The organism is Photobacterium proteolyticum, from assembly GCF_001939735.1.
Classification (GTDB): domain Bacteria; phylum Pseudomonadota; class Gammaproteobacteria; order Enterobacterales; family Vibrionaceae; genus Photobacterium; species Photobacterium proteolyticum.
On sequence record NZ_MJIL01000045.1, the window covers coordinates 52163 to 71277 of the forward strand.

Annotated in this window: 17 protein-coding genes; 10 read left to right on the plus strand and 7 right to left on the minus strand. The window is 52.1% G+C overall.

Annotated features, from left to right (window positions below; translation table 11 throughout):
- Nucleotides 1-275: 275 nt before the first annotated feature.
- From BIT28_RS03020 to BIT28_RS03030, 3 genes are all read left to right on the plus strand, one after another.
- Nucleotides 276-581 carry a DUF3630 family protein gene (locus BIT28_RS03020; protein ID WP_075762163.1) on the plus strand — a complete coding sequence of 102 codons (306 nt, stop codon included), beginning with the start codon at nucleotides 276-278 and terminating at the stop codon, nucleotides 579-581.
- A gap of 171 nt (nucleotides 582-752) precedes the next feature.
- Nucleotides 753-1430: a 7-cyano-7-deazaguanine/7-aminomethyl-7-deazaguanine transporter gene (locus tag BIT28_RS03025; RefSeq protein ID WP_075762164.1), complete on the plus strand. Its 678-nt coding sequence runs from the start codon at nucleotides 753-755 to the stop codon at nucleotides 1428-1430.
- 74 nt (nucleotides 1431-1504) lie between these two features.
- Entirely contained in the window at nucleotides 1505-1942 is a 438-nt protein-coding gene (locus tag BIT28_RS03030) for a GNAT family N-acetyltransferase (protein ID WP_075762165.1), read from the plus strand.
- Nucleotides 1943-2186: 244 nt separating this feature from the next.
- Here BIT28_RS03030 and elbB read toward each other — a convergent pair whose 3' ends face one another.
- On the minus strand, nucleotides 2187-2837 hold the full coding sequence (gene elbB, locus BIT28_RS03035; RefSeq protein WP_075762209.1) for an isoprenoid biosynthesis glyoxalase ElbB: 651 nt from the start codon (nucleotides 2835-2837) through the stop codon (nucleotides 2187-2189).
- Nucleotides 2838-3161: 324 nt separating this feature from the next.
- Here elbB and polA point away from each other — a divergent pair, with 324 nt between their 5' ends.
- A complete protein-coding gene (gene polA, locus BIT28_RS03040) occupies nucleotides 3162-5933 on the plus strand; it encodes a DNA polymerase I (protein WP_075762166.1) in 2772 nt (923 codons plus the stop codon).
- A gap of 195 nt (nucleotides 5934-6128) precedes the next feature.
- A complete protein-coding gene (spfP, locus tag BIT28_RS30455) occupies nucleotides 6129-6176 on the plus strand; it encodes a small protein SpfP (RefSeq protein WP_438616993.1) in 48 nt (15 codons plus the stop codon).
- Nucleotides 6177-6881: 705 nt separating this feature from the next.
- On the opposite strand, the gene yihA is transcribed toward spfP, so the two are convergent.
- Nucleotides 6882-7547, minus strand: a complete 666-nt coding sequence (gene yihA / locus BIT28_RS03045; RefSeq protein ID WP_075762167.1) for a ribosome biogenesis GTP-binding protein YihA/YsxC — start codon at nucleotides 7545-7547, stop codon at nucleotides 6882-6884.
- Nucleotides 7548-7705: 158 nt separating this feature from the next.
- Between yihA and BIT28_RS03050 the strand changes: the two genes are divergently transcribed.
- The 5 genes from BIT28_RS03050 to hemN all read left to right on the plus strand — a co-directional run bounded on the left by BIT28_RS03050 (nucleotide 7706) and on the right by hemN (nucleotide 12543).
- The gene (locus BIT28_RS03050) at nucleotides 7706-8323 is read left to right on the plus strand and encodes a c-type cytochrome (RefSeq protein ID WP_075762168.1); all 618 of its coding nucleotides are present in this window, start codon (nucleotides 7706-7708) and stop codon (nucleotides 8321-8323) included.
- 911 nt (nucleotides 8324-9234) lie between these two features.
- Nucleotides 9235-9876 (plus strand): class I SAM-dependent methyltransferase, encoded by a 642-nt coding sequence (locus BIT28_RS03055; protein ID WP_075762169.1) that lies wholly within the window; start codon nucleotides 9235-9237, stop codon nucleotides 9874-9876.
- Nucleotides 9876-10442 (plus strand): Der GTPase-activating protein YihI, encoded by a 567-nt coding sequence (gene yihI, locus BIT28_RS03060; protein WP_075762170.1) that lies wholly within the window; start codon nucleotides 9876-9878, stop codon nucleotides 10440-10442. The genes BIT28_RS03055 and yihI overlap by 1 nt, the downstream gene beginning before the upstream one ends.
- Before the next feature lie 52 nt (nucleotides 10443-10494).
- On the plus strand, nucleotides 10495-10965 hold the full coding sequence (locus tag BIT28_RS03065) for a DUF2489 domain-containing protein (protein ID WP_075762210.1): 471 nt from the start codon (nucleotides 10495-10497) through the stop codon (nucleotides 10963-10965).
- Between the two features lie 204 nt (nucleotides 10966-11169).
- Nucleotides 11170-12543: an oxygen-independent coproporphyrinogen III oxidase gene (gene hemN / locus BIT28_RS03070; RefSeq protein WP_075762171.1), complete on the plus strand. Its 1374-nt coding sequence runs from the start codon at nucleotides 11170-11172 to the stop codon at nucleotides 12541-12543.
- Nucleotides 12544-12647: 104 nt separating this feature from the next.
- Here the strand turns inward: hemN and BIT28_RS30160 are convergent, their stop codons facing one another.
- From BIT28_RS30160 to BIT28_RS03090, 5 genes are all read right to left on the minus strand, one after another.
- Nucleotides 12648-12776 (minus strand): hypothetical protein, encoded by a 129-nt coding sequence (locus BIT28_RS30160; RefSeq protein ID WP_281251545.1) that lies wholly within the window; start codon nucleotides 12774-12776, stop codon nucleotides 12648-12650.
- A gap of 327 nt (nucleotides 12777-13103) precedes the next feature.
- Nucleotides 13104-15662 carry a bifunctional diguanylate cyclase/phosphodiesterase gene (locus BIT28_RS03075; protein WP_075762172.1) on the minus strand — a complete coding sequence of 853 codons (2559 nt, stop codon included), beginning with the start codon at nucleotides 15660-15662 and terminating at the stop codon, nucleotides 13104-13106.
- A gap of 182 nt (nucleotides 15663-15844) precedes the next feature.
- Nucleotides 15845-17260, minus strand: a complete 1416-nt coding sequence (gene glnG, locus BIT28_RS03080; RefSeq protein WP_075762173.1) for a nitrogen regulation protein NR(I) — start codon at nucleotides 17258-17260, stop codon at nucleotides 15845-15847.
- 48 nt (nucleotides 17261-17308) lie between these two features.
- On the minus strand, nucleotides 17309-18367 hold the full coding sequence (gene glnL / locus BIT28_RS03085) for a nitrogen regulation protein NR(II) (protein WP_089153653.1): 1059 nt from the start codon (nucleotides 18365-18367) through the stop codon (nucleotides 17309-17311).
- Between the two features lie 113 nt (nucleotides 18368-18480).
- Nucleotides 18481-19038 (minus strand): DUF4124 domain-containing protein, encoded by a 558-nt coding sequence (locus BIT28_RS03090; RefSeq protein ID WP_075762175.1) that lies wholly within the window; start codon nucleotides 19036-19038, stop codon nucleotides 18481-18483.
- Nucleotides 19039-19115: the final 77 nt, after the last annotated feature.

Here is a 19115-nt window from a genome sequence, read left to right on the forward strand (position 1 = left end):
CGGTATAAATGCGTTTAAGAAACATAACGAGTATGTTCTGTTCGCTACAAAACAGCTTGCGTATTTGGTGAGAATGTTAATATCACCTGTTGCTAGGGAATCGGAAACCGACGGGATGTGTTTCCAGCGACTAGGCAACGAGCTTATAAAAACATGGATCAGCCGTGCTGGCTATAGCCCCTTTATTGCTTGATACGCATAGAAACACTTGGTTACAGGAAAGCCGCCTAGACCGTATGGGAGGTGGGCTTGTCGTAGATAAAAAGGAATATGTAATGACTGTCTCTTCCTCGCCGTTTGTTTGTCGGGAGCTTGATTTGGAGCAGGGGCTACTGCTGATCGGTGGCCCTGAATTCGATTTTGATAGTTTTCCTGCGCTAGCCGAACAGTTCCTGACACAGATCGATGCGACGGTTGTCGAACGAGAGCTTAATGCCGATCTGCATGTGTGGCTGATTGATTTCGAAGGTTGCCGGCTGATGCTCAAGGGCGAACATTATGCCGGAGCTCTGTGGCTGGAGTGGCTGTCGCCTAATGATAGCGAGACGCTGGCCTTTCTGGCTACCCTGCTTACAGGCTGATCAAATTGCTTTTTTTGTCAGCAAACGATTGCACAGATTGAAAGCCATGATCAGGGCTAGGCAACCTGGGCGGTTAATGTATAATCGCCGCTTCGGTTGCTGCGGGCAGGTATGAGAGCCTGGCTGTAGTGTTTTGGGTTCCCTCTCCCCCAATGACAAAAAGGTCTGACAATGACTGCATCTCAATTTTCTCTCGCGCAGCAGCGCAAAGCCTTATCGTTCCTTGTTGTATTCCACCTGCTGATTATTGCCTCGAGCAATTATCTGGTACAACTGCCGTTTACCATTTTTGGTTTTCATACCACCTGGGGCGCCTTTACCTTTCCGTTCATCTTTCTGGCCACTGATCTGACAGTAAGAATTTTTGGCGCGGCTATGGCACGACAGATCATACTGCGGGTGATGCTGCCGGCACTGGCCATTTCCTATGTGTTGTCGGTGCTGTTCTATCAGGGTGAGTATCAGGGCTGGTCCCATTTAGGTGAGTTTAATCTGTTTGTAGCCCGTATCGCGATAGCCAGCTTCATGGCCTATCTGCTGGGACAGATCATGGATGTCTCGGTGTTTAACCGCCTGCGCCAGACCAAGCAGTGGTGGGTGGCACCAAGCTGCTCGACTATTTTTGGTAATGCCCTGGATACGGTAGCGTTTTTTGCCATTGCGTTTTATAACAGCCCGGATCCGTTTATGGCGGAAAACTGGGTCGAGATCGCGCTGGTGGATTACAGCTTTAAACTGATCATCAGTCTTGGCTTGTTTGTGCCTATGTACGGGGTACTGCTCAATTACCTGATCAAGCGCCTGACGACGATTACCCCCAAGCTGGAGTCTCAGCAGGGGCTTATCTGATACAATAAAGGGTATAGACTTACAGCCGACGCCATGTCGGCTTTTTTGTACCCTAAGAAGTAGGAGCAGGAGTGATGAAGATACGCCAGGCAAGTTTGACTGAAGCCGCACAGGTGCTGGCTCAGATCAGTGAGTTTGCCCAGCCAGCCGATGAACATGCGCTTGAAGTTCGATTGAAAGGCAGAGCACCGTTGATCCTCGTGGCTGAACTGGATGAGCAGCTGGTCGGGGTAAAAATCGGCTACCGCCTGTCCGAGACGTGTTTTTATAGCTGGTTGGGGGGCGTGGCACCCGAGGGGCGGTGTAGCGGGGTGGCGCAGGCGCTGTTGGAGGCACAGGAAACCTGGGTGAAACAGCAGGGCTTTGAGGAACTGCGGGTCAAATCGCGTAACCGCTTCCCAGCGATGTTGAGGTTATTGCTAAGAAATGGCTATCTGATTGAACATATGGAGAAAAAAGACGGGCTTGAAGACTATAGGCTGCATTTTGTGAAGAACCTGGCAATTAAATGACAATTATTCGCGATAAAATACTTGCATCTTAAATGAGAATGGTTATTATTAACTTGCACTCAGCGAGGGAGAACAGCAAAAGGTTCCCTTGTTTGAAGGCACGACATTGCTCACATTGCTTCCAGTGTACTTCAGCGACGGTCTGTGTTTTTAGTGTAGGGCTGAAAACGAACACCAATTCTGCTGAGCGGCGCTTACCGGGTACTCATAACCTCAGGTAACGCCGCTTTTTCTTTTCTGGCGCCTAGGCCAGCTTCACCAGTTCCTTCACCAGCTTGTTGATACCGCTTGCCGCCTCCGAGATACTGCCTGCCAGCATATAGGCTGGGGTCGTCAGGATGCGTCGCTTTTGATCCAGTACGAAGTCGTTAACCGGACAATTGATGTGTTCGCCTCCCATCTTGTTGAAGGCGATGGCGGTATCCTGATCGGTACCAATGGTCCCTTTGGCTCCCGGGCCGTAGATTGTTGGGATCAGGGTTGGGGCAATACACAAATAGGCGGCAGGCTTTTCTTCTTTGGCAAAGGCCTGGCAGGCTCTTTTCACTTCCGGATTTACTTCGCAACCGGCCCCGGTGAACGCGAAATCGGAGAGATTTTTGGCGGCGCCAAATCCGCCCGGCAGTAACAGGGCATCGTAGTCGGCGGCATTGAGGTTGACGATATCGTCAATATTGCCTCGGGCAATACGGGCAGCCTCGACCAGTACGTTGCGGGTTTCATCCATTTCTGCGCCGGTGATGTGGTTAATGACATGGTGCTGGGCAATATTGGGGGCGAAACAGTGCCAGGTTGCGCCTTCTTGCTCGATGGCATGCAGCGCCAATACGGCCTCGTGGATTTCAGCTCCGTCAAATACTCCTGAGCCGCTTAAAATAACTGCGATTCTCTTCATTTTGGCTTCCTTTATGGTCAGATATGTCTGTTTTTGCATTCAGATATTCTTATTTCAGATCGATATGTTAACTTTTTCCACAATTAATGATCATTTTAGGATCGAGGATCCATTTTTGCTTAAGATCTTAAGTTGTTGATTTATATTGAGTTGAATGAAAATTGCATAATTTTCATGTTTTTTGATCAACTGTTTGATTTTAAATACTAACAAAGTTATCCACAGATAATGGTGGCTTGGTGGAAAACATCAGTTAACACTTGCTGGCTGTCATGGCATTCTAGTGCCCTAACTCTTTCATCCCCCGGATATAAGAATATCGTTATGGCAACTATCCCTGAAAATCCACTTATCCTGATTGATGGATCCTCTTATCTCTATCGCGCCTATCACGCAGCACCAAACTTCACGAACTCGGACGGTGAGCCGACGGGAGCAGTATTTGGTGTCGTGAATATGTTGCGTAGTCTTCTGCGCCAGTTTTCAACCGAGCATATTGCGGTGATCTTTGATGCCAAGGGCAAAACCTTCCGTGATGATATGTATCCGGAATATAAGGCCAACCGCCCGCCGATGCCGGACGATCTTCGGGGGCAGATTGAGCCGCTGCATGCTGTGATCAAGGCAATGGGACTGCCGTTGATCTCGATTTCTGGGGTTGAGGCGGACGATGTGATCGGCACCCTGGCTACTCAGGCATCGAAAGAGAACATGCCGGTATTGATCAGCACCGGTGATAAAGACATGGCCCAGCTGGTGGATCAGAACATTACCCTGATCAATACCATGACCGATGTCGTGATGGATCCGGCCGGTGTTGTTGATAAGTTCGGGATCGGTCCTGAGCTGATCATCGACTACCTGGCCTTGATGGGCGATAAAGTGGATAACATTCCGGGTGTACCCGGGGTCGGTGAAAAGACGGCCAAGGCGCTGCTGACCGGGATCGGTGGTCTGGATGCATTGTATGACAACCTGGAGGCGATCCCGCCATTGGGTTTCCGTGGCTCGAAGACGATGCCGAAGAAACTGGAAGAACATAAAGAGGCGGCGTACCTGTCCTACGAGCTGGCAACGATCAAGCTGGATGTCGAGCTGGATGTGACCCCGGATCAACTGCGTAAAGGTGAGCCTGATACCGACGAGCTGATAAAGCTGTTCGGCAAACTGCAGTTCCGCCGCTGGCTGGCAGAAATGCTCGATGGCGGTGACGGCAAGATTGTGGCCGAGGAACAGTCTGCTCAGCCTGCGGCTGAGAAAAAAGCAGTGGCACCGACCATTGATCGCAGCGGTTATGAAACCGTACTCGATGAAGCGGCGTTTACCGGCTGGCTGGAGCAGCTTAAGGGCGCTGAGGTCGTGGCATTCGATACCGAGACCGACGGTCTGGATTATATGACGGCCAATTTGGTCGGGTTATCGTTTGCCGTCGAGGAAGGCAAGGCGGCCTATGTGCCTGTTGCCCATGATTACCTTGATGCACCGGCTCAGCTGGATCGCGACTGGGTACTGGAGCAGCTCAAGCCGTTGCTGGAAGATCCGCAGCAAGCCAAGGTCGGGCAGAACCTTAAATTTGATGCCAGCATTCTGGCTCGCTATGGCATCGAGATGCAAGGTATTCGCTACGACACTATGCTGGAGTCTTATGTCTACAACAGTGTGGTCGGCCGTCACGATATGGACAGCCTGTCCCTTCGCTACCTCGAACACAAGACCATTAGCTTTGAAGAGATTGCCGGCAAGGGCAAGAAGCAGCTGACGTTCAACCAGATTGATTTGGAACAGGCCGGGCCATATGCCGCAGAAGATGCCGACATTACGCTGCGTCTGCACAATTTACTGATAGAGAAAGTGAGCGCCGACGAGAAGCTGAAATCGGTGTTTGACGATATCGAGATGCCGCTGGTACCTGTATTGTCACGCATGGAGCGTACCGGGGTCTTGATTGACAGCATGCTGCTTAGCGCACAGTCGAGTGAAATTGCCGTTCGCCTTGATGAGTTGGAAAAGAAAGCCTTCGAGATTGCTGATCAGGAATTCAATCTCAGCTCGCCAAAGCAGCTGCAGGCTATCCTGTTTGAGAAGATGGGGCTGCCGGTACTGAAGAAAACACCGTCAGGTGCGCCTTCCACCAATGAAGAGGTGCTGCAGGAGCTGGCACTGGACTATCCGCTGCCGAAACTGATCCTGGAGTATCGCGGCTTGGCCAAGCTGAAATCGACCTACACGGACAAGCTGCCTAAGATGGTCAACCCGGCGACAGGGCGTGTGCATACCTCTTATCATCAGGCTGTGACTGCGACCGGGCGTCTGTCATCCAGTGATCCGAACTTGCAGAACATTCCGGTTCGTAACGAAGAAGGTCGCCGGATCCGCCAGGCATTTATCGCTCCGACGGGGTATAAAGTGTTGGCTGTCGACTACTCGCAAATCGAGCTTCGGATCATGGCACACCTCTCCGGGGATCAGGCGCTGCTTGATGCGTTCAGACACGGCAAAGATATTCACGCCGCGACGGCGGCAGAAATTCTGGGCCTGCCAATTGAGTCGGTGACCAGCGAACAGCGTCGCCGCGCCAAGGCCATCAACTTTGGCCTGATTTACGGTATGAGTGCCTTTGGCCTGGCGAAACAGCTTGATATGGGCCGTAATGAAGCGCAGGACTATATGAACCTGTATTTCGAGCGCTACCCGGGCGTGTTGGAATATATGGAAAGCACTCGCACGACAGCAAGCGAGCAGGGATATGTAGAAACCCTGTTCGGTCGTCGTTTGTATCTGCCGGACATCAAGTCCCGCAACGGTATGCGTCGCAAGGCGGCTGAACGCGCTGCGATCAATGCCCCGATGCAGGGAACGGCTGCCGATATTATCAAGCGCGCGATGGTGCTGGTCGATCAGTGGGTTGCAGAACAAGAGACTGGTCGGGTTCGACTTCTGATGCAAGTTCATGACGAACTTGTCTTTGAAGTACAGGAGTCGGAACTGGAAAGCGTGAGTGCGGAAATCCGCCGCCTGATGGAATCAGCGGCTGAACTGGATGTCCCATTGATTGCTGATGCCGGTACTGGCGATAACTGGGACCAGGCACACTAAACATTAGCCTGCTCGGCTTTGTGGTTTAGAAAAGGATAGCTGGCGGTATGCCAGCTATTTTTTTATGAAAATTAAAGAATGGTAAAATTACTATTAGGTAAAGTTAGTTACGAATTTCTGAAAAAAAATTACAAAAATGACTTTTCAAATCTGTGCAATTGATATACAGTTATCGGCGTAGGGTACAGAGGTAAGATGTTCTATCTTTCAGACCTTTTGTTTCACGTTATTGGATTTGGCTGATTCAGCCGCCCTGGTCTTTTGACCAGGGCGTTTTTTATTTTGGCGTCCAAAAAAATCCCGCCTGTTGTTTTTTCTTGCTTTGATTTCCTGCTTTGCCTACTCATATCGTTATATTGCTCAATAAATATGCGTATTGTTGCTTGTGTGTTTAATATCAACCAACTTTGGCAGAGTGGTCTATTGCCTGTCGGAAATAAAGGTAAGCTTTAAGTGTTTTTGATTTTAGAGTAATTACTTTAATTTTTGTCAATAGAGCGGTATAATCATGCACGCTTCTTGTTCATATTTGTTTTTGGTAGCGGGTCGATGAACCGGCTAGCCAACACATCCATGAAAATGCCACCCCCGATTTGGGGTGGCTTTTTTTTCGCCTTCTTATTCATAGAAATGTAATTTACTTCCATATGCAGCAGTATGCGCCTGTGTTTTGATCGTCATTAATTTGCGACAAAAAACAACTGGTGCTGTTTTTGCGGCCAAACGGCTAAAAACTGGAGTTTAGGGTGAGGCAACGCGGGCGGGAAGCTGATAGATGTGATTAAAAAGCAGACAAAATCGGGATAAAAAACTTGCGTTGGTGAGGGAATTCATTGATCCTTTTAGGACAAAAATAAAAACCTCCTATTTCTCTCCCGTTGCCCCACCTGGAAGGTGGGGAATTTTTATGGCCCTGTCCATAGAGCCATACACACTCGCTTACGTTAGTTACTCGGCATCGTTGCCGGAAGCTTCCTCTTGTTGTTCCAATAACGCTTGCTGACGCGCCAGTTCAGGGGCAAACCAGCTATCTAGCTTGCGGCGCACCTGATCAACACCAATACCCTTCAGTGAAGAGAATACCTCCACCTGCACATCACCGCCGAAGCTGAGTGCAGTGTTACGTACTGTCATGAGTTGCTTCTTGCGGGCACCGCTTTTCAGCTTGTCTGCTTTGGTCAGCAATACCAGGACCGGCAACCGGCTTTCGACAGCCCAGCTGATCATTTGCTGATCGAGGTCTTTCATCGGATGACGAATATCCATCAGTACCACCAGACCCTGCAGGCACTCGCGCTTTTGCAGGTACTCACCCAGGGATTTCTGCCATTTCAGCTTCATTTCCAGCGGAACCTGGGCAAAACCGTAGCCTGGCAGATCGATCAGGTTGCAGCCGTCCACGACCTCGAACATGTTAATGAGCTGGGTACGCCCCGGTGTTTTGGAGGTGCGTGCTAGACTTTTCTGATCGGTAATACGGTTAAGGGCACTTGACTTACCTGCATTGGAGCGGCCAGCAAATGCGATCTCAACGCCTGTGTCGTTTGGCAAGTGACGAATATCCGGTGCACTTGTGATGAAGCCTGTATTTCTATAGTTGAGAGGTTGATTCACTGTTAACTCCGTCAAGTCTTCATGTAGTCGACTGATTACTTTTATGTGAAATTGTGTAAAATGTACGAAAACCGTGCTTGGTTTGTGGTCGCATTGTATACCATGTAACTGAGCATTACCTGTGGTACTGGAAGCTCTATAATTATAAACGGAATGTCATGAAGAAATTAGCACTGATATTGACTCTTCTTGCCAGTTGCTCAGCCTGGGCCCAAGGAGATGCAGAAGCTGGAAAAGCGAAAGCCGCGACCTGTGCTGCCTGCCATGGTGCAGACGGTAACAGCATAATGGCGCAATACCCGAAAATTGCCGGTCAGCACCCTGGTTATCTTGAAAAACAGCTCAAGGATTTCAAGCTAGCGATGACGACGGGCGGCAAGCAAGGCCGTAACGATCCGGTAATGGGCGGTATGGCGATGCCGCTGACCGAACAGGATATGGCGGATCTGGCAGCATACTACGCAACCCTGCCTATCTCTGACAATACAACACCGGAATCCTCGATCGAAGTTGGCCAGCAGTTGTATCGCTTTGGTGATGCCGAGCGAGGTATTGCCGCGTGTACTGCCTGTCACGGTCCTCGTGGTAACGGTACCAGCTTATCTGGCTTCCCTAAGATTTCTGGCCAGAATGGTGAATACGTCAAACTGCAGCTGGAGAAATTCCGTGCAGGCCAGCGTAGCAATGATTTGAATGCGATGATGCGTTCAGTAGCAGCAAAACTGTCTGATGACGAAATTACCGCCCTGTCACAGTACGTAGGTGGCTTACACTAAACAAACCGCAGTATTCCAGTATTGAGTAATCCAAAGGCAGCCTCGGCTGCCTTTTTTACTTTTTAGAAGCGGCTAAGGCTGTCGGGGGGGGGGCCAGCTAAATGACAGCTAACACTGAAAAACGCGGATGGCTGAGTAGCTTGTAAGAGATCTGCCATTCCTTGTTGACGATGATGATGAAAGTTTTTAGAGGAATAGCAACTAAGTTCTTATTCATCAATGCCTTACTATTGTTGAAATAATGTTCCAAAAAAATAACCGTCAGAGGCAATCTTGTATCGGGGCTGAATCAGCGTAAAGTATGCGGTGTCGACAGGGAGTGCGGCAAGGAATGGGAAGCGCCATAGACGGCATAGGCAGGTAGCCAGAAGGATTCACAGGACGTCTGGCCAGGAGGCCGGAAAGTTCGCATGATGCGTAGGGAACGTCATGGTAGACACTTACGGAAAAGGCTTCGTATAGAAGAATCAGGTGTGCGACGGAAGGCACGCCCACAGGGATGGTGAATTGTGTTGTCAGGACGGCAACAAGCTTTACGGATAAGCCGGTCATGGAATGATCGACGTGACAGGGAACAGTAACACGGAAGGTAAGAATTCATCAGGACGATGAAGAACAAGCAACGTTGGCAGGGAAAGCACCAATAACAAAAGGACTATTGTCAGACCGGGATGTTTACATACTGGTTAAGGACAGACTAGACAGGATAAAGCCAGCAATGGCGGCCCATAGAGCGACAGGTGATCACCTGTCGCTTTTTTCTTTTCAGCCAGCCTCACCTTGGTCTCCCCGGCCAGTTTGCTGCGAAAGTGCACATTTCTCGATCGAATCTGCTATTATACCCGGCTTCATTTTAAGCCCGCTTGCCATATGTAGTGTGTTGCATTTTGGCTAATAGGAGACAGTTTTTCATGCAGCCCTGCCCGTTATGCCAAAGCCATTCGGCCGATACTTTCCACCAGGACAAGCGCCGGGTGTACTTTCGCTGTCAGGAGTGTGCGCTGGTATTCGCTGATCCGGAGGCCTTGCTGGCACCGGACGATGAGAAGGCGGTCTACGACAAGCATGAAAACAACCCTGATGATCCAGGTTACCGTCGCTTTCTGGGCCGGCTTGCCGATCCGCTGGTCGAACGGCTGGGGACGTCATCCTGTTCCGGGCTGGACTTTGGCAGTGGTCCGGGGCCGACCCTATCCGTGATGCTCGCAGAGATGGGGTATAATATGGCTATATATGATCCGTATTTTGCCCATGATCCGGCCGTGCTGGACCGGCAATATGACTTTGTTACCTGCACAGAGGCAATCGAACACTTTTATACGCCTGCAAAGGAATGGGGGCTGCTGACGGCGATGGTAAAACCCGGCGGATGGCTGGGGTTTATGACCAAGTTAGCAACAGATGCCGATGCCTTTGCGCATTGGCATTACAAGAACGACCCAACCCACGTGAGCTTTTTTAGCCGCGAGACTTTCCGTTACCTGGCAAAGCGCGATGGCCTGGAAGTCGAGTTTGTTGGAAATGATGTAATTTTGCTGAGGAAAACCCAGTAATGACCCGTAAGAAAAGAAGCCGTAAGCCAGGATCAGAAGGTCCTGCTGAATTTACAAAAAAATCAACAACTCAGATTGATTTAGAAGCCCGTAAACGCCAGAAAGACAAAAAGCGCAAGGGACTGAAGTCTGGTAGCCGCCACTCGGAAGCGCAGACGACGGATGCCAGAACGCTGGCGAAACGTAAAGACCCACGTCATGGCAGCAAGAAGCCGGTTCCGTTGATTGTAGAAGCCAAGAAGCCTGCGACCAAGAAAGAGCGCCGCCTGAGTGCCGAGCAAGAGCTGGCGATGCTGGAAAATGATGCTCAGCTAATGGTGTTGCTGGATCGCATTGAAGCGGGTGAAAGCCTGGGTGCGGGCCTGCAGAAGCAAGTTGACCAGAAACTGGATCGTATTGAGCAGCTAATGAACCAGCTAGGTTTGCTGGAAGATGACGAACCGCAAACGGCTGATGATTTTGCACCGGCTGCCAAAGTCTCTTCTGACGATGATCTGCTTGAGCAGTTTGAAAACGCAGACTTCGGTCTGTTCGAGGACTCGGCTGAGAACTCGGACGAGAAGTAAGACAGACACTCTTTCTAGAAACCCGTTCGATAAGGAGTAACCCTTGCAGGATATGACGCTTTGGCTAGGACTGGCCGGCAGTGTGATCGCCGTACTGGCGGCATATGCTGGGTATTTGCTGTATAAACTTTATCGGCAAACGACACGCCACAAGGCTTTTATGGCGCGGGCTGAGCTTCACCAGGCTGAAAAGATCAAAGAGCGCAATACCAACATTATGGGTAGCGTGTTCATTATCGCTGAGGCTGGCAAGCAGGATCAGTGCGATATGTCGGAAATCTCCATTCGCCTGTATAAGCTGATGGAAGTGCTGCAAGGCGAGCAGCAGGTTGATTTTGCCAGCCAGTATCCGGCGATGAACGAGCTTTATCTGGTGGTTAAAGATATGCACCGAGGTGATGCCCGCAAGGCGTTGCAGAAGAAAGAACGTATGAAGCAGGACCTTCTGCGAATGAAGGCCGAAGCTCGGCTGGGTGATGACATCAAGCGCGAGCTGGATGTTATTTTGACCCTGAAGACCTAGATTACGCCTGCCTTTCATAGGATTGAAAGACCTCATCTATACTGAAGCTAACAGATGGATGAGGTTTTTTGCTCGGTGCCAGGGAAGAATCTGAGCTAGTCATCATTTCAGTTAGCTGAAAAAAGTAAAACGTCTACATCTTTACCAAGTTATGGCACACTTGGCATTCGCAATTCACCCCAAGACCTTGAGTGGAAGTAAGTCATGTCACATGAGCAGATTATTTGGGATCAGGCACTGATAGAAAAATATAATTACTCAGGCCCCCGTTATACCTCATACCCGACCGCCCTCGAATTTCATGAGGCCTTTACGCCGGCGGAATTTGATATGGCGTGTGCGCAGTATCCGGAACGCAACCTTTCACTTTATGTCCATATCCCGTTTTGTCACAAGCTTTGCTATTACTGCGGCTGTAATAAGATCATTACCCGCCATCAGCACAAGGCTGACCAGTACCTGGATGCCCTGGAGCAGGAAATCCGCCAGCGGGCGGCGTTGCTGGGTGAGCGTAATGTCAGCCAGCTGCACTGGGGCGGGGGTACCCCGACGTTTCTGACCAAGCCTCAGGTAAGCCGCCTGATGGGCTTGCTACGTGAGCTGTTTAACTTTGCGCCGGATGCCGAAATCAGTATCGAGGTGGATCCGCGCGAAATTGACCTTGATATGCTGGATCACCTGCGGGCAGAAGGGTTCAACCGATTGAGCATCGGGGTCCAGGACTTCAACAAGGAAGTGCAGAAGCTGGTTAACCGCGAGCAGGATGAAGAATTCATTTTTGCCATGGTAGAAAGGGCCAAAGAGCTGGGATTCCGTTCGACCAACCTGGACCTGATATATGGTCTGCCGAAACAGAACCGGGAGCTGTTTGCCAAAACACTGGAGCAGGTACTGGCCATGAAGCCGGGCCGGTTGTCGATTTTCAACTATGCCCATATGCCGAAACTGTTTGCCGCTCAGCGCAAGATTAACGAGGCCGATTTGCCGGCCGCGAAAGAGAAGCTGGCTATTTTGCAAGATACCATCGCGACCCTGACGGGCGTGGGCTACCAGTTTATCGGTATGGATCACTTTGCCCTGCCGGATGACGAGCTGGCCGTGGCGCAGCGCAACGGTATCCTGCATCGTAACTTCCAGGGCTATACCACCCAGGGCGACTGTGATCTGCTGGGACTTGGGGTGTCGGCTATCTCGATGATTGGTGATTGCTATGCCCAAAACCAGAAAGAGCTGAAAAAATACTATGCCAGCGTGAACGACAAGCGTGAAGCGTTGTGGAAAGGTGTCTCGCTGGATGCCGACGACTTGCTGCGCCGTGAAGTGATCAAGGCGCTGATATGTAACTTCCAGCTGGACAAGCGTGATATCGAGCAGCGTTTCAACCTCGATTTTAATACTTACTTTGCCGAAGATCTGGAGTTGCTGCAGACCTTTATCAACGATGAGCTGGTGACCGTGGACGAGCGCTATATCCAGGTGGAGCTGAAAGGCCGCTTGCTGATCCGCAATATTTGTATGTGTTTTGACAAATATCTTCGTGATCGGGCGCGTCAGCAGCAGTTCTCCCGCGTGATTTAATTTTTGCCGGAACGGTTATAACAAAAGCCCCCGTACTTTGGCTCTTGGCCTGGGTACGGGGGCTTTTGCGTAATACCGCCCCGAGACGGGGGCGATATAACAGCTTAGCTGTTAAACATATTGACGGTAGCTAACAAGGTCAGAATACCCGCAGCAAAATGGCCTGAACCATTGGCTGCAAGTTCACTGACGGCAGGTATAGCCACACTGAATGAGAGAATACTTTCCAGCATGGTGGTTGATCCCACAGTGTTATTGTTGGTGTTATCGCGGATGGTATAAAGCAGCGTGCTGTTTTATCCCGCTCAAAAGCCATGAGAGCGAGAGTCCGAGAGGACTAAGCTGGCGCGGTTTGGCTTTGAAGTGGGCGTATTCTACGCAAAATTAGCCAAAATGGAATTGTTTTTGCTCAAAAAACGAGCGGAAATATCCATATGGCCAATCTTTCTTTCTAACCCTCTGAATCGGCAGTTGGCTGATCTCGCTCTGAGTGCATCTTTTTCGGACTCTGGCATGAAGGCAGGCCAGTAAACGTAGAGAGGAAACACTAATCAGTATCGTTAGTGCTGATAATTGTCGATGTCGGCAGAAACTGGGTCGATGCTTACCCGAGCTGTTGACCATTCACTGAGCGGCTGGGGTCTGGCGTAGTAAAAGCCCTGGGCATAGCGACAGCCGAGGGCTTTCAGCTGTTGGGTTTGCTCCTGGGTTTCAACGCCCTCGGCAACGATATCGGCATTAAAGTTCTCTGCCAGGGTAATGATCGCGGCGATAACCGGGGTGTAGTTGTTGCTCTCGGTCATCTGGTTGACGAAAGAACGGTCGATTTTCAGGCTGTCAAACGGCAGCTGGGCCAGATAGGACAGCGAGGAATAGCCGGTCCCGAAGTCATCGATGGCAATATGGATGCCGAGCTGGCGTAGCTGTTGCAGGGCCTCGGTGGCCTGCTGGGGCTGGCTTATCAGTCTGGACTCGGTGATTTCCAGCGTGAGGTTGGCTGCCAGTAACCCCGACTCTGCCAGGATAGCTTCGACCTGCTCGACAAAGTCGGCCTGCAGTAACTGGCGAACCGACAAGTTGACGTGGAGCATAAAGGATTGCGGCCAATGCTGCCGGGCTATCATCTGGCTGGTTTGCTGACAGGCCAGGCGCAGGATTTGCTGGCCCATCTCGATGATCATCCCGTTCTCTTCCGCCAGCGGTATAAACTGATTCGGGGGAACCAGGCCCCGAGTCGGGCTGCGCCAGCGAACCAGAGCCTCGGCCCCGCAGGTTGTTTCACTGGCCAAATCAATCAGAGGCTGGAAATGCACTTCAAGCTCGTTGTGCTCGAGAGCCCGGTTGAGCTCGGCGGCCAGCCGTGTTTTTTCCAGCGAGGCCTCAAGCATTTTCGGCTCGAAATAGTGAACCGGTGTATCTTCCTGCATCTTGGCCTTGTTGAGTGCCAGACTGGCATTGCGCAGCCACTCGGCCATGCCGGCTTGCGGCAGTATTCCCTGGACAGCGCCGATGCTCGCCGACACCATGACCTCGACACCATTGACGATGAATGGAAAAGAGAAAGGGCTCAGTAGCTGGTTGGCGATTAGTTCTGCCTTTTCATGGGTATCGAGGCCGGGAATAAATACCGCGAACTCGTCCCGGCCGACTCGACTCAGCAAGGCTCCCTGAGGCAAATCCCGCTCGAGGCGGCGGGCAATAAGTACCAGAAGCTGATCGCCATTGAGGTGGCCGATACTGTCGTTGATATGGCTAAAGGCTTTCAGGCCGATGATCATCAGGGTGGCCTGCTGCTTGGCATGCGGGCTTGACGTCGCCTCGCTAATGCCTTCCCGGCTCAAAAGCCCGGTCAGATTGTCATAGAGAACCTGCTTGCGCAGCGAGTTAAACGAATGCTGAAGGCGGGAGGACATTGCCTGGAAGGCCTGAGCGAGCTGGTCTGTCTCGTGCAGCCTGAATCCCTGCCGGATATCCACACTCCAATTGTTCTCGGTGATTTTCTGTGAGGCTTTTGCAATGTCGGTGATCGGCTGGGTTAATCGGTTTAGCACCAGCAGGCCGACCAGCAGGCCGAAACCAGCCAGCATTGCGGCCGCCAGCAGGCCCGATTTCTGATGCTGTGGTAGCTGTCCCAGCAGCTCTTTCTCGGGCATGATAACGACGATTTTCCATTTGAGGCTGTATTCGTCCTGGTAAGGGGTTATCCGGCTGAAATAGCGGGTGTTGTCGTGTTCGAACTCAAATTCTGTTCCCTGGCTGGCAAGGGGCAGCTGGGTCTGCGTCATGAAGGCCTGGCTGGCGGCGATGAGAGAGTCGGGCTGCGGCAACTGGGTGGCGGGCTGCTCTGCCGGTGGCAGCACCGAGCTGGCAATGAGGGTGCCCTCTTCGTTGATGATGTAGGTGCTGCCGGAAAAGTCTTTGCTTTCTCTTTGCAAGAACTTGTTGATGTAGTTGAGGTTTATGTCTGTCACCATCACCCCGAGCAAGGTATGGTGGCTATCGTCAATCACCGGGCTGACGGCGGAAATGGTCAGCGATTGCGTTTCGTCCTGGTTGGTATATACCCCGGCCCATCCTGGGCTGAGGCTGCGGGCAAAGGGCTCGTACCAGGGACGCCGGGTCGGGTCGTACTTGCTGATCCTGTGGGTGGTCGTGCCGAAGTGTGTCGAACCGTTATAGATATGGAGCTCGTTGTCGGTACGCCGGTCCTTCAGGATTAATGAAAGCTGGTGCTGGTTCTTTTTGCGAAAGCCGACGAAGTACTTGTCTTCACTGCCGAAGCCGATGGTGGTGATCTGGGGCTGGTGGATATACAGGGTCGAGATGGCGTCTTTCAGGTACGCTTCCAGCCCCGTTAGCCGTGGTGGCTGGTATAGCTGGTGACGCTGGATACTATCGGCGATGGTCAGGTTGGTATTGAAAGGGTCGCCAAGAAATACCCGCAAGTCGTTGCTGATGCTTCGGGTGTAGGAGCCCAGAAGCTTGCCGCTGACTTCGGACAGCATACGCTCGTAGCTGTTCTGCTGGGCGATGGCGATCACTCCGACAGTTAACAACAATAATGAGGTAAACGGCACCATGACCGCTAAGCGCAGTGTTAGCAGGCGAGACTTAAGCATTTTCTGTGATAGTAGATACGTCGTACTGTAATTCTTATCTTCTGATAGTCAGGTAAATTGGCAGAACTTGCAAATGATCTTTTCAGGAATGTTATATCCATGCCGCTAAATTGAGAGTTCAGTCGATGAGGGCAGGCCTGCCAGGGCTTGCGCGCCCCCATGGGGTGTTACTGAACTGTCATTTAATCCGCCACGACATTGAGCTCTTTTAGTTTTCTGGTCAGGGTATTCCGTCCCCAACCAAGCAGCCTGGCGGCTTCCTGTTTGTGGCCGTGGGTATGTTCCAGCGCCGTCTCGAGCAAGATTTTCTCAAACACCGGCAAGGCCTCTCCCAATAGGTTCTGGTTACCCTGCTGCAGGGTATCTTTAGCCCATTGCTCGAGTGCATGGTGCCAGTGTCCCTGACCGTTATGGGGTTCGGTGTGGGTATCGTTGGTCAGTAGCTCCGGCGGCAGATCGGTCGGCAGAATTTCGTTGCCGCTGGCCATCACCGTCAGCCAGCGACAGGTATTTTCCAGCTGGCGAACGTTACCTGGCCAGTTAAGGTCGGTCAGAGTGGCTTCCGTGGTCGGGTGGAGAGTCTTCACCTCGACGCCAAGCTCATCGGAGGCTCGCTGGAGAAAATGGCGGGTCAGCTGCGGGATATCCTGGCGTCGGTCTTTCAGCGCCGGCAGGTGGACCCTGATGACATTGAGGCGGTGAAACAAGTCTTCCCGGAAGTCGCCGTTGGCCACAAGCCGTTCAAGATCCTGGTGGGTGGCGGCGATGATCCGCACATCGACGTTAACCGGTGAGTGGCCGCCGACCCGATAAAACTGGCCGTCTGCCAGTACCCTTAGCAGGCGGGTCTGGATATCGAGCGGCATATCCCCAATTTCATCCAGAAACAGGGTACCGCCGTTGGCTTGTTCGAAACGCCCCTGGCGGACGCTGTTGGCACCGGTGAATGCCCCTTTCTCGTGGCCGAACAATTCGGACTCAATCAAGTCTTTAGGGATCGCTGCCATATTGAGGGCAATAAACTCCTTGTGGCTCCGCGGGCTATGCCGGTGCAGGGCGTGGGCAACCAGCTCTTTACCTGTCCCGGATTCACCATTGATCAGCACCGAGATGGAAGAGCGTGACAGGCGGCCGATGGCCCGGAAGACTTCCTGCATTGCCGGCGCCTCGCCGATGATTTCAGGGGCATTTTTCTCTTCCTGTTCTGGCTGCTGCTGACGTTTTTGTTCCTGACTGTGGGTGACGGCACGCTCGACAAGATTGACCGCCTCATCGATATCAAAGGGTTTGGGCAGGTATTCGAAAGCGCCTTCCTGGTAGGCATTGACTGCAGCGTCGAGGTCGGAATGCGCGGTCATGATGATCACGGGCAGAGCCGGGTAATCCTGCTGCAGCGACTTGAGTAAGGTCAGCCCGTCCATCCCCGGCATCCGGATATCGGAGACCAGGACGTCAGGTACACTGCGCTCCAGTGACTCGATGACACTGTCAGCGTTGGCAAAGGTTTCACACTTTAATCCGGCCGCATTGAGGGTACGTTCCAGCACCCAGCGAATTGAGCTGTCATCATCGACAACCCAAATTAATCCTTTGCTCATATCACGTCCTCTCTCGTTATCGTTCATCGGTGATGTGTCTGCTACCCATCATTTTATCGGTAGATAAATGGTGAACTTGGTATGGCCAGGCCAGCTGACAACTTCAATCTTTCCCTGGTGCTGATCAATCAGGTTCTGGGCGATAGAAAGCCCCAGTCCGGTTCCCCCTTCCCGGCCTGTCACCATGGGGTAGAACAGGGTGTCCTGAATGTCGCCGGGGATCCCCGGTCCGTCATCAATGATGTCGACCTTGGCGGCGATACGATAGCGCTTGCCATGGATCAGGGTCTGATGGGCGGTCCGGGTTTTTAGGGTAATGTTCCCGCCGCCGTGCTGCTGCAGGGCCTGGGCGGCATTGCTGACTATATTGAGTATGGCTTGTTCCAGCTGCTCCGGATCCATGGTGAAGTCCGGCAGGCTCGGATCGTAGTCACGGTGAAGCCGGATATTGCTGCCGCTGTCGATGGCGACCAGCTGGCGAACTTTTTCCAGTACCACATGAATATTATCTACCTGGCGTGAGCCCGGTCGTTGCGGACCCAGCAGCCGGTCAACCAGGTTACGCAGCCGGTCGGCTTGCTCGATGATCATCTGGGTATATTCGGTGTAGCTAGGATCCGGCAGGGTCTTTTCCAGCAACTGGGCAGCGCCGCGCAACCCGCCGAGCGGATTCTTGATTTCGTGCGCCAGCCCGCGCACCAGCTCCTTGGCGGCCTGTTGCTGGGCATGCTGACTCAGTTCCTGGCTGATCCGGCGTTGTTGATCGATAGGTTTGAGCTCTAGCAGGATCAACAGCTCCTTTTGCCATGACAGCGGACTGGCATTGACTTCCAGGGTGTAGTGTCTGCCGTCAATGACAAAGGTGACATCGCTGTCTGCCAGCCCTTGTCCACTTTGCAGGGTGTCCTGGATCAGGCCAAGGTCGAGCGAGGAATGCTGAAGCAACTCCGGGAAGCAAGTATTGTTGAGGCGACGCTTGCTAAACGACAACAATTGCTCCGCAGCCGGATTGACATAGCGGATCGTCAACCCTTCGTCGAGCAGCAGTATCGCAGTAACCAAATTGTCCAGGATCAGAGGGGTAAAAGAGGCTGTCACGATTATCATCCTTGTATTGCCCGTTCACTTTGGTGCAGCGCACAAGTGATGCACCAACTTGGTGCAATCAAGTGTAGCCTGTCTACGCTACATCGTGAACCGAAAATCGCGCCAGCTCAGTGTTACTTGGGTGTTATCGCCGGCGGTTGAGGCTGGAGACGTGAAGCCCGATGTAGATAAACAGTGATTACTTCTGATGATGCAATAACCTTGCCGTTATTTGATATTTGGACCTGTAGGGTATGACTGCCGCGGTCAATATTGCTCAGGTGCCAGTTGAGCCGGGATTGCGGCGAGCCATAGGGGGTGCCGTTGAGCAGCAACTGGGCACGGTGGTGCTTCTTCAGTGTCTGGCTGGTGGCGGCTGCCACCTTGATGATCCCCTGATTGTCGCGCAATGTCTGTTGGTCGTGAGGTGACAGCAGACGGACGGTGATTGGTTGGCTGGACTGGATATCCTGCTTGTCCGCGCCCGGCGGGCTTGCCGGGTTTGGCTGGAGTTCAATGGCAGGCAGGACGTCTAGATCAACGATATTGGCGTTCGGATTGGACTGGTCGGAAAAGTGTACGACGCCCCGGTCATCCTCCCAGGTATAAATCGGGCTGGCTTGTAGCCATGGTGCAGTGGTGAGTCCGAGCAGCAGGCAGGTAGCCAGTTGCTGAAAGGGGATGTATTTCATCAGTTTGTGTGAGAAGGCTGCAGATAGTCATCGGGTGACTATGAGTGTTTCAGCTGCTGGGGAGACGGCAAGATCAA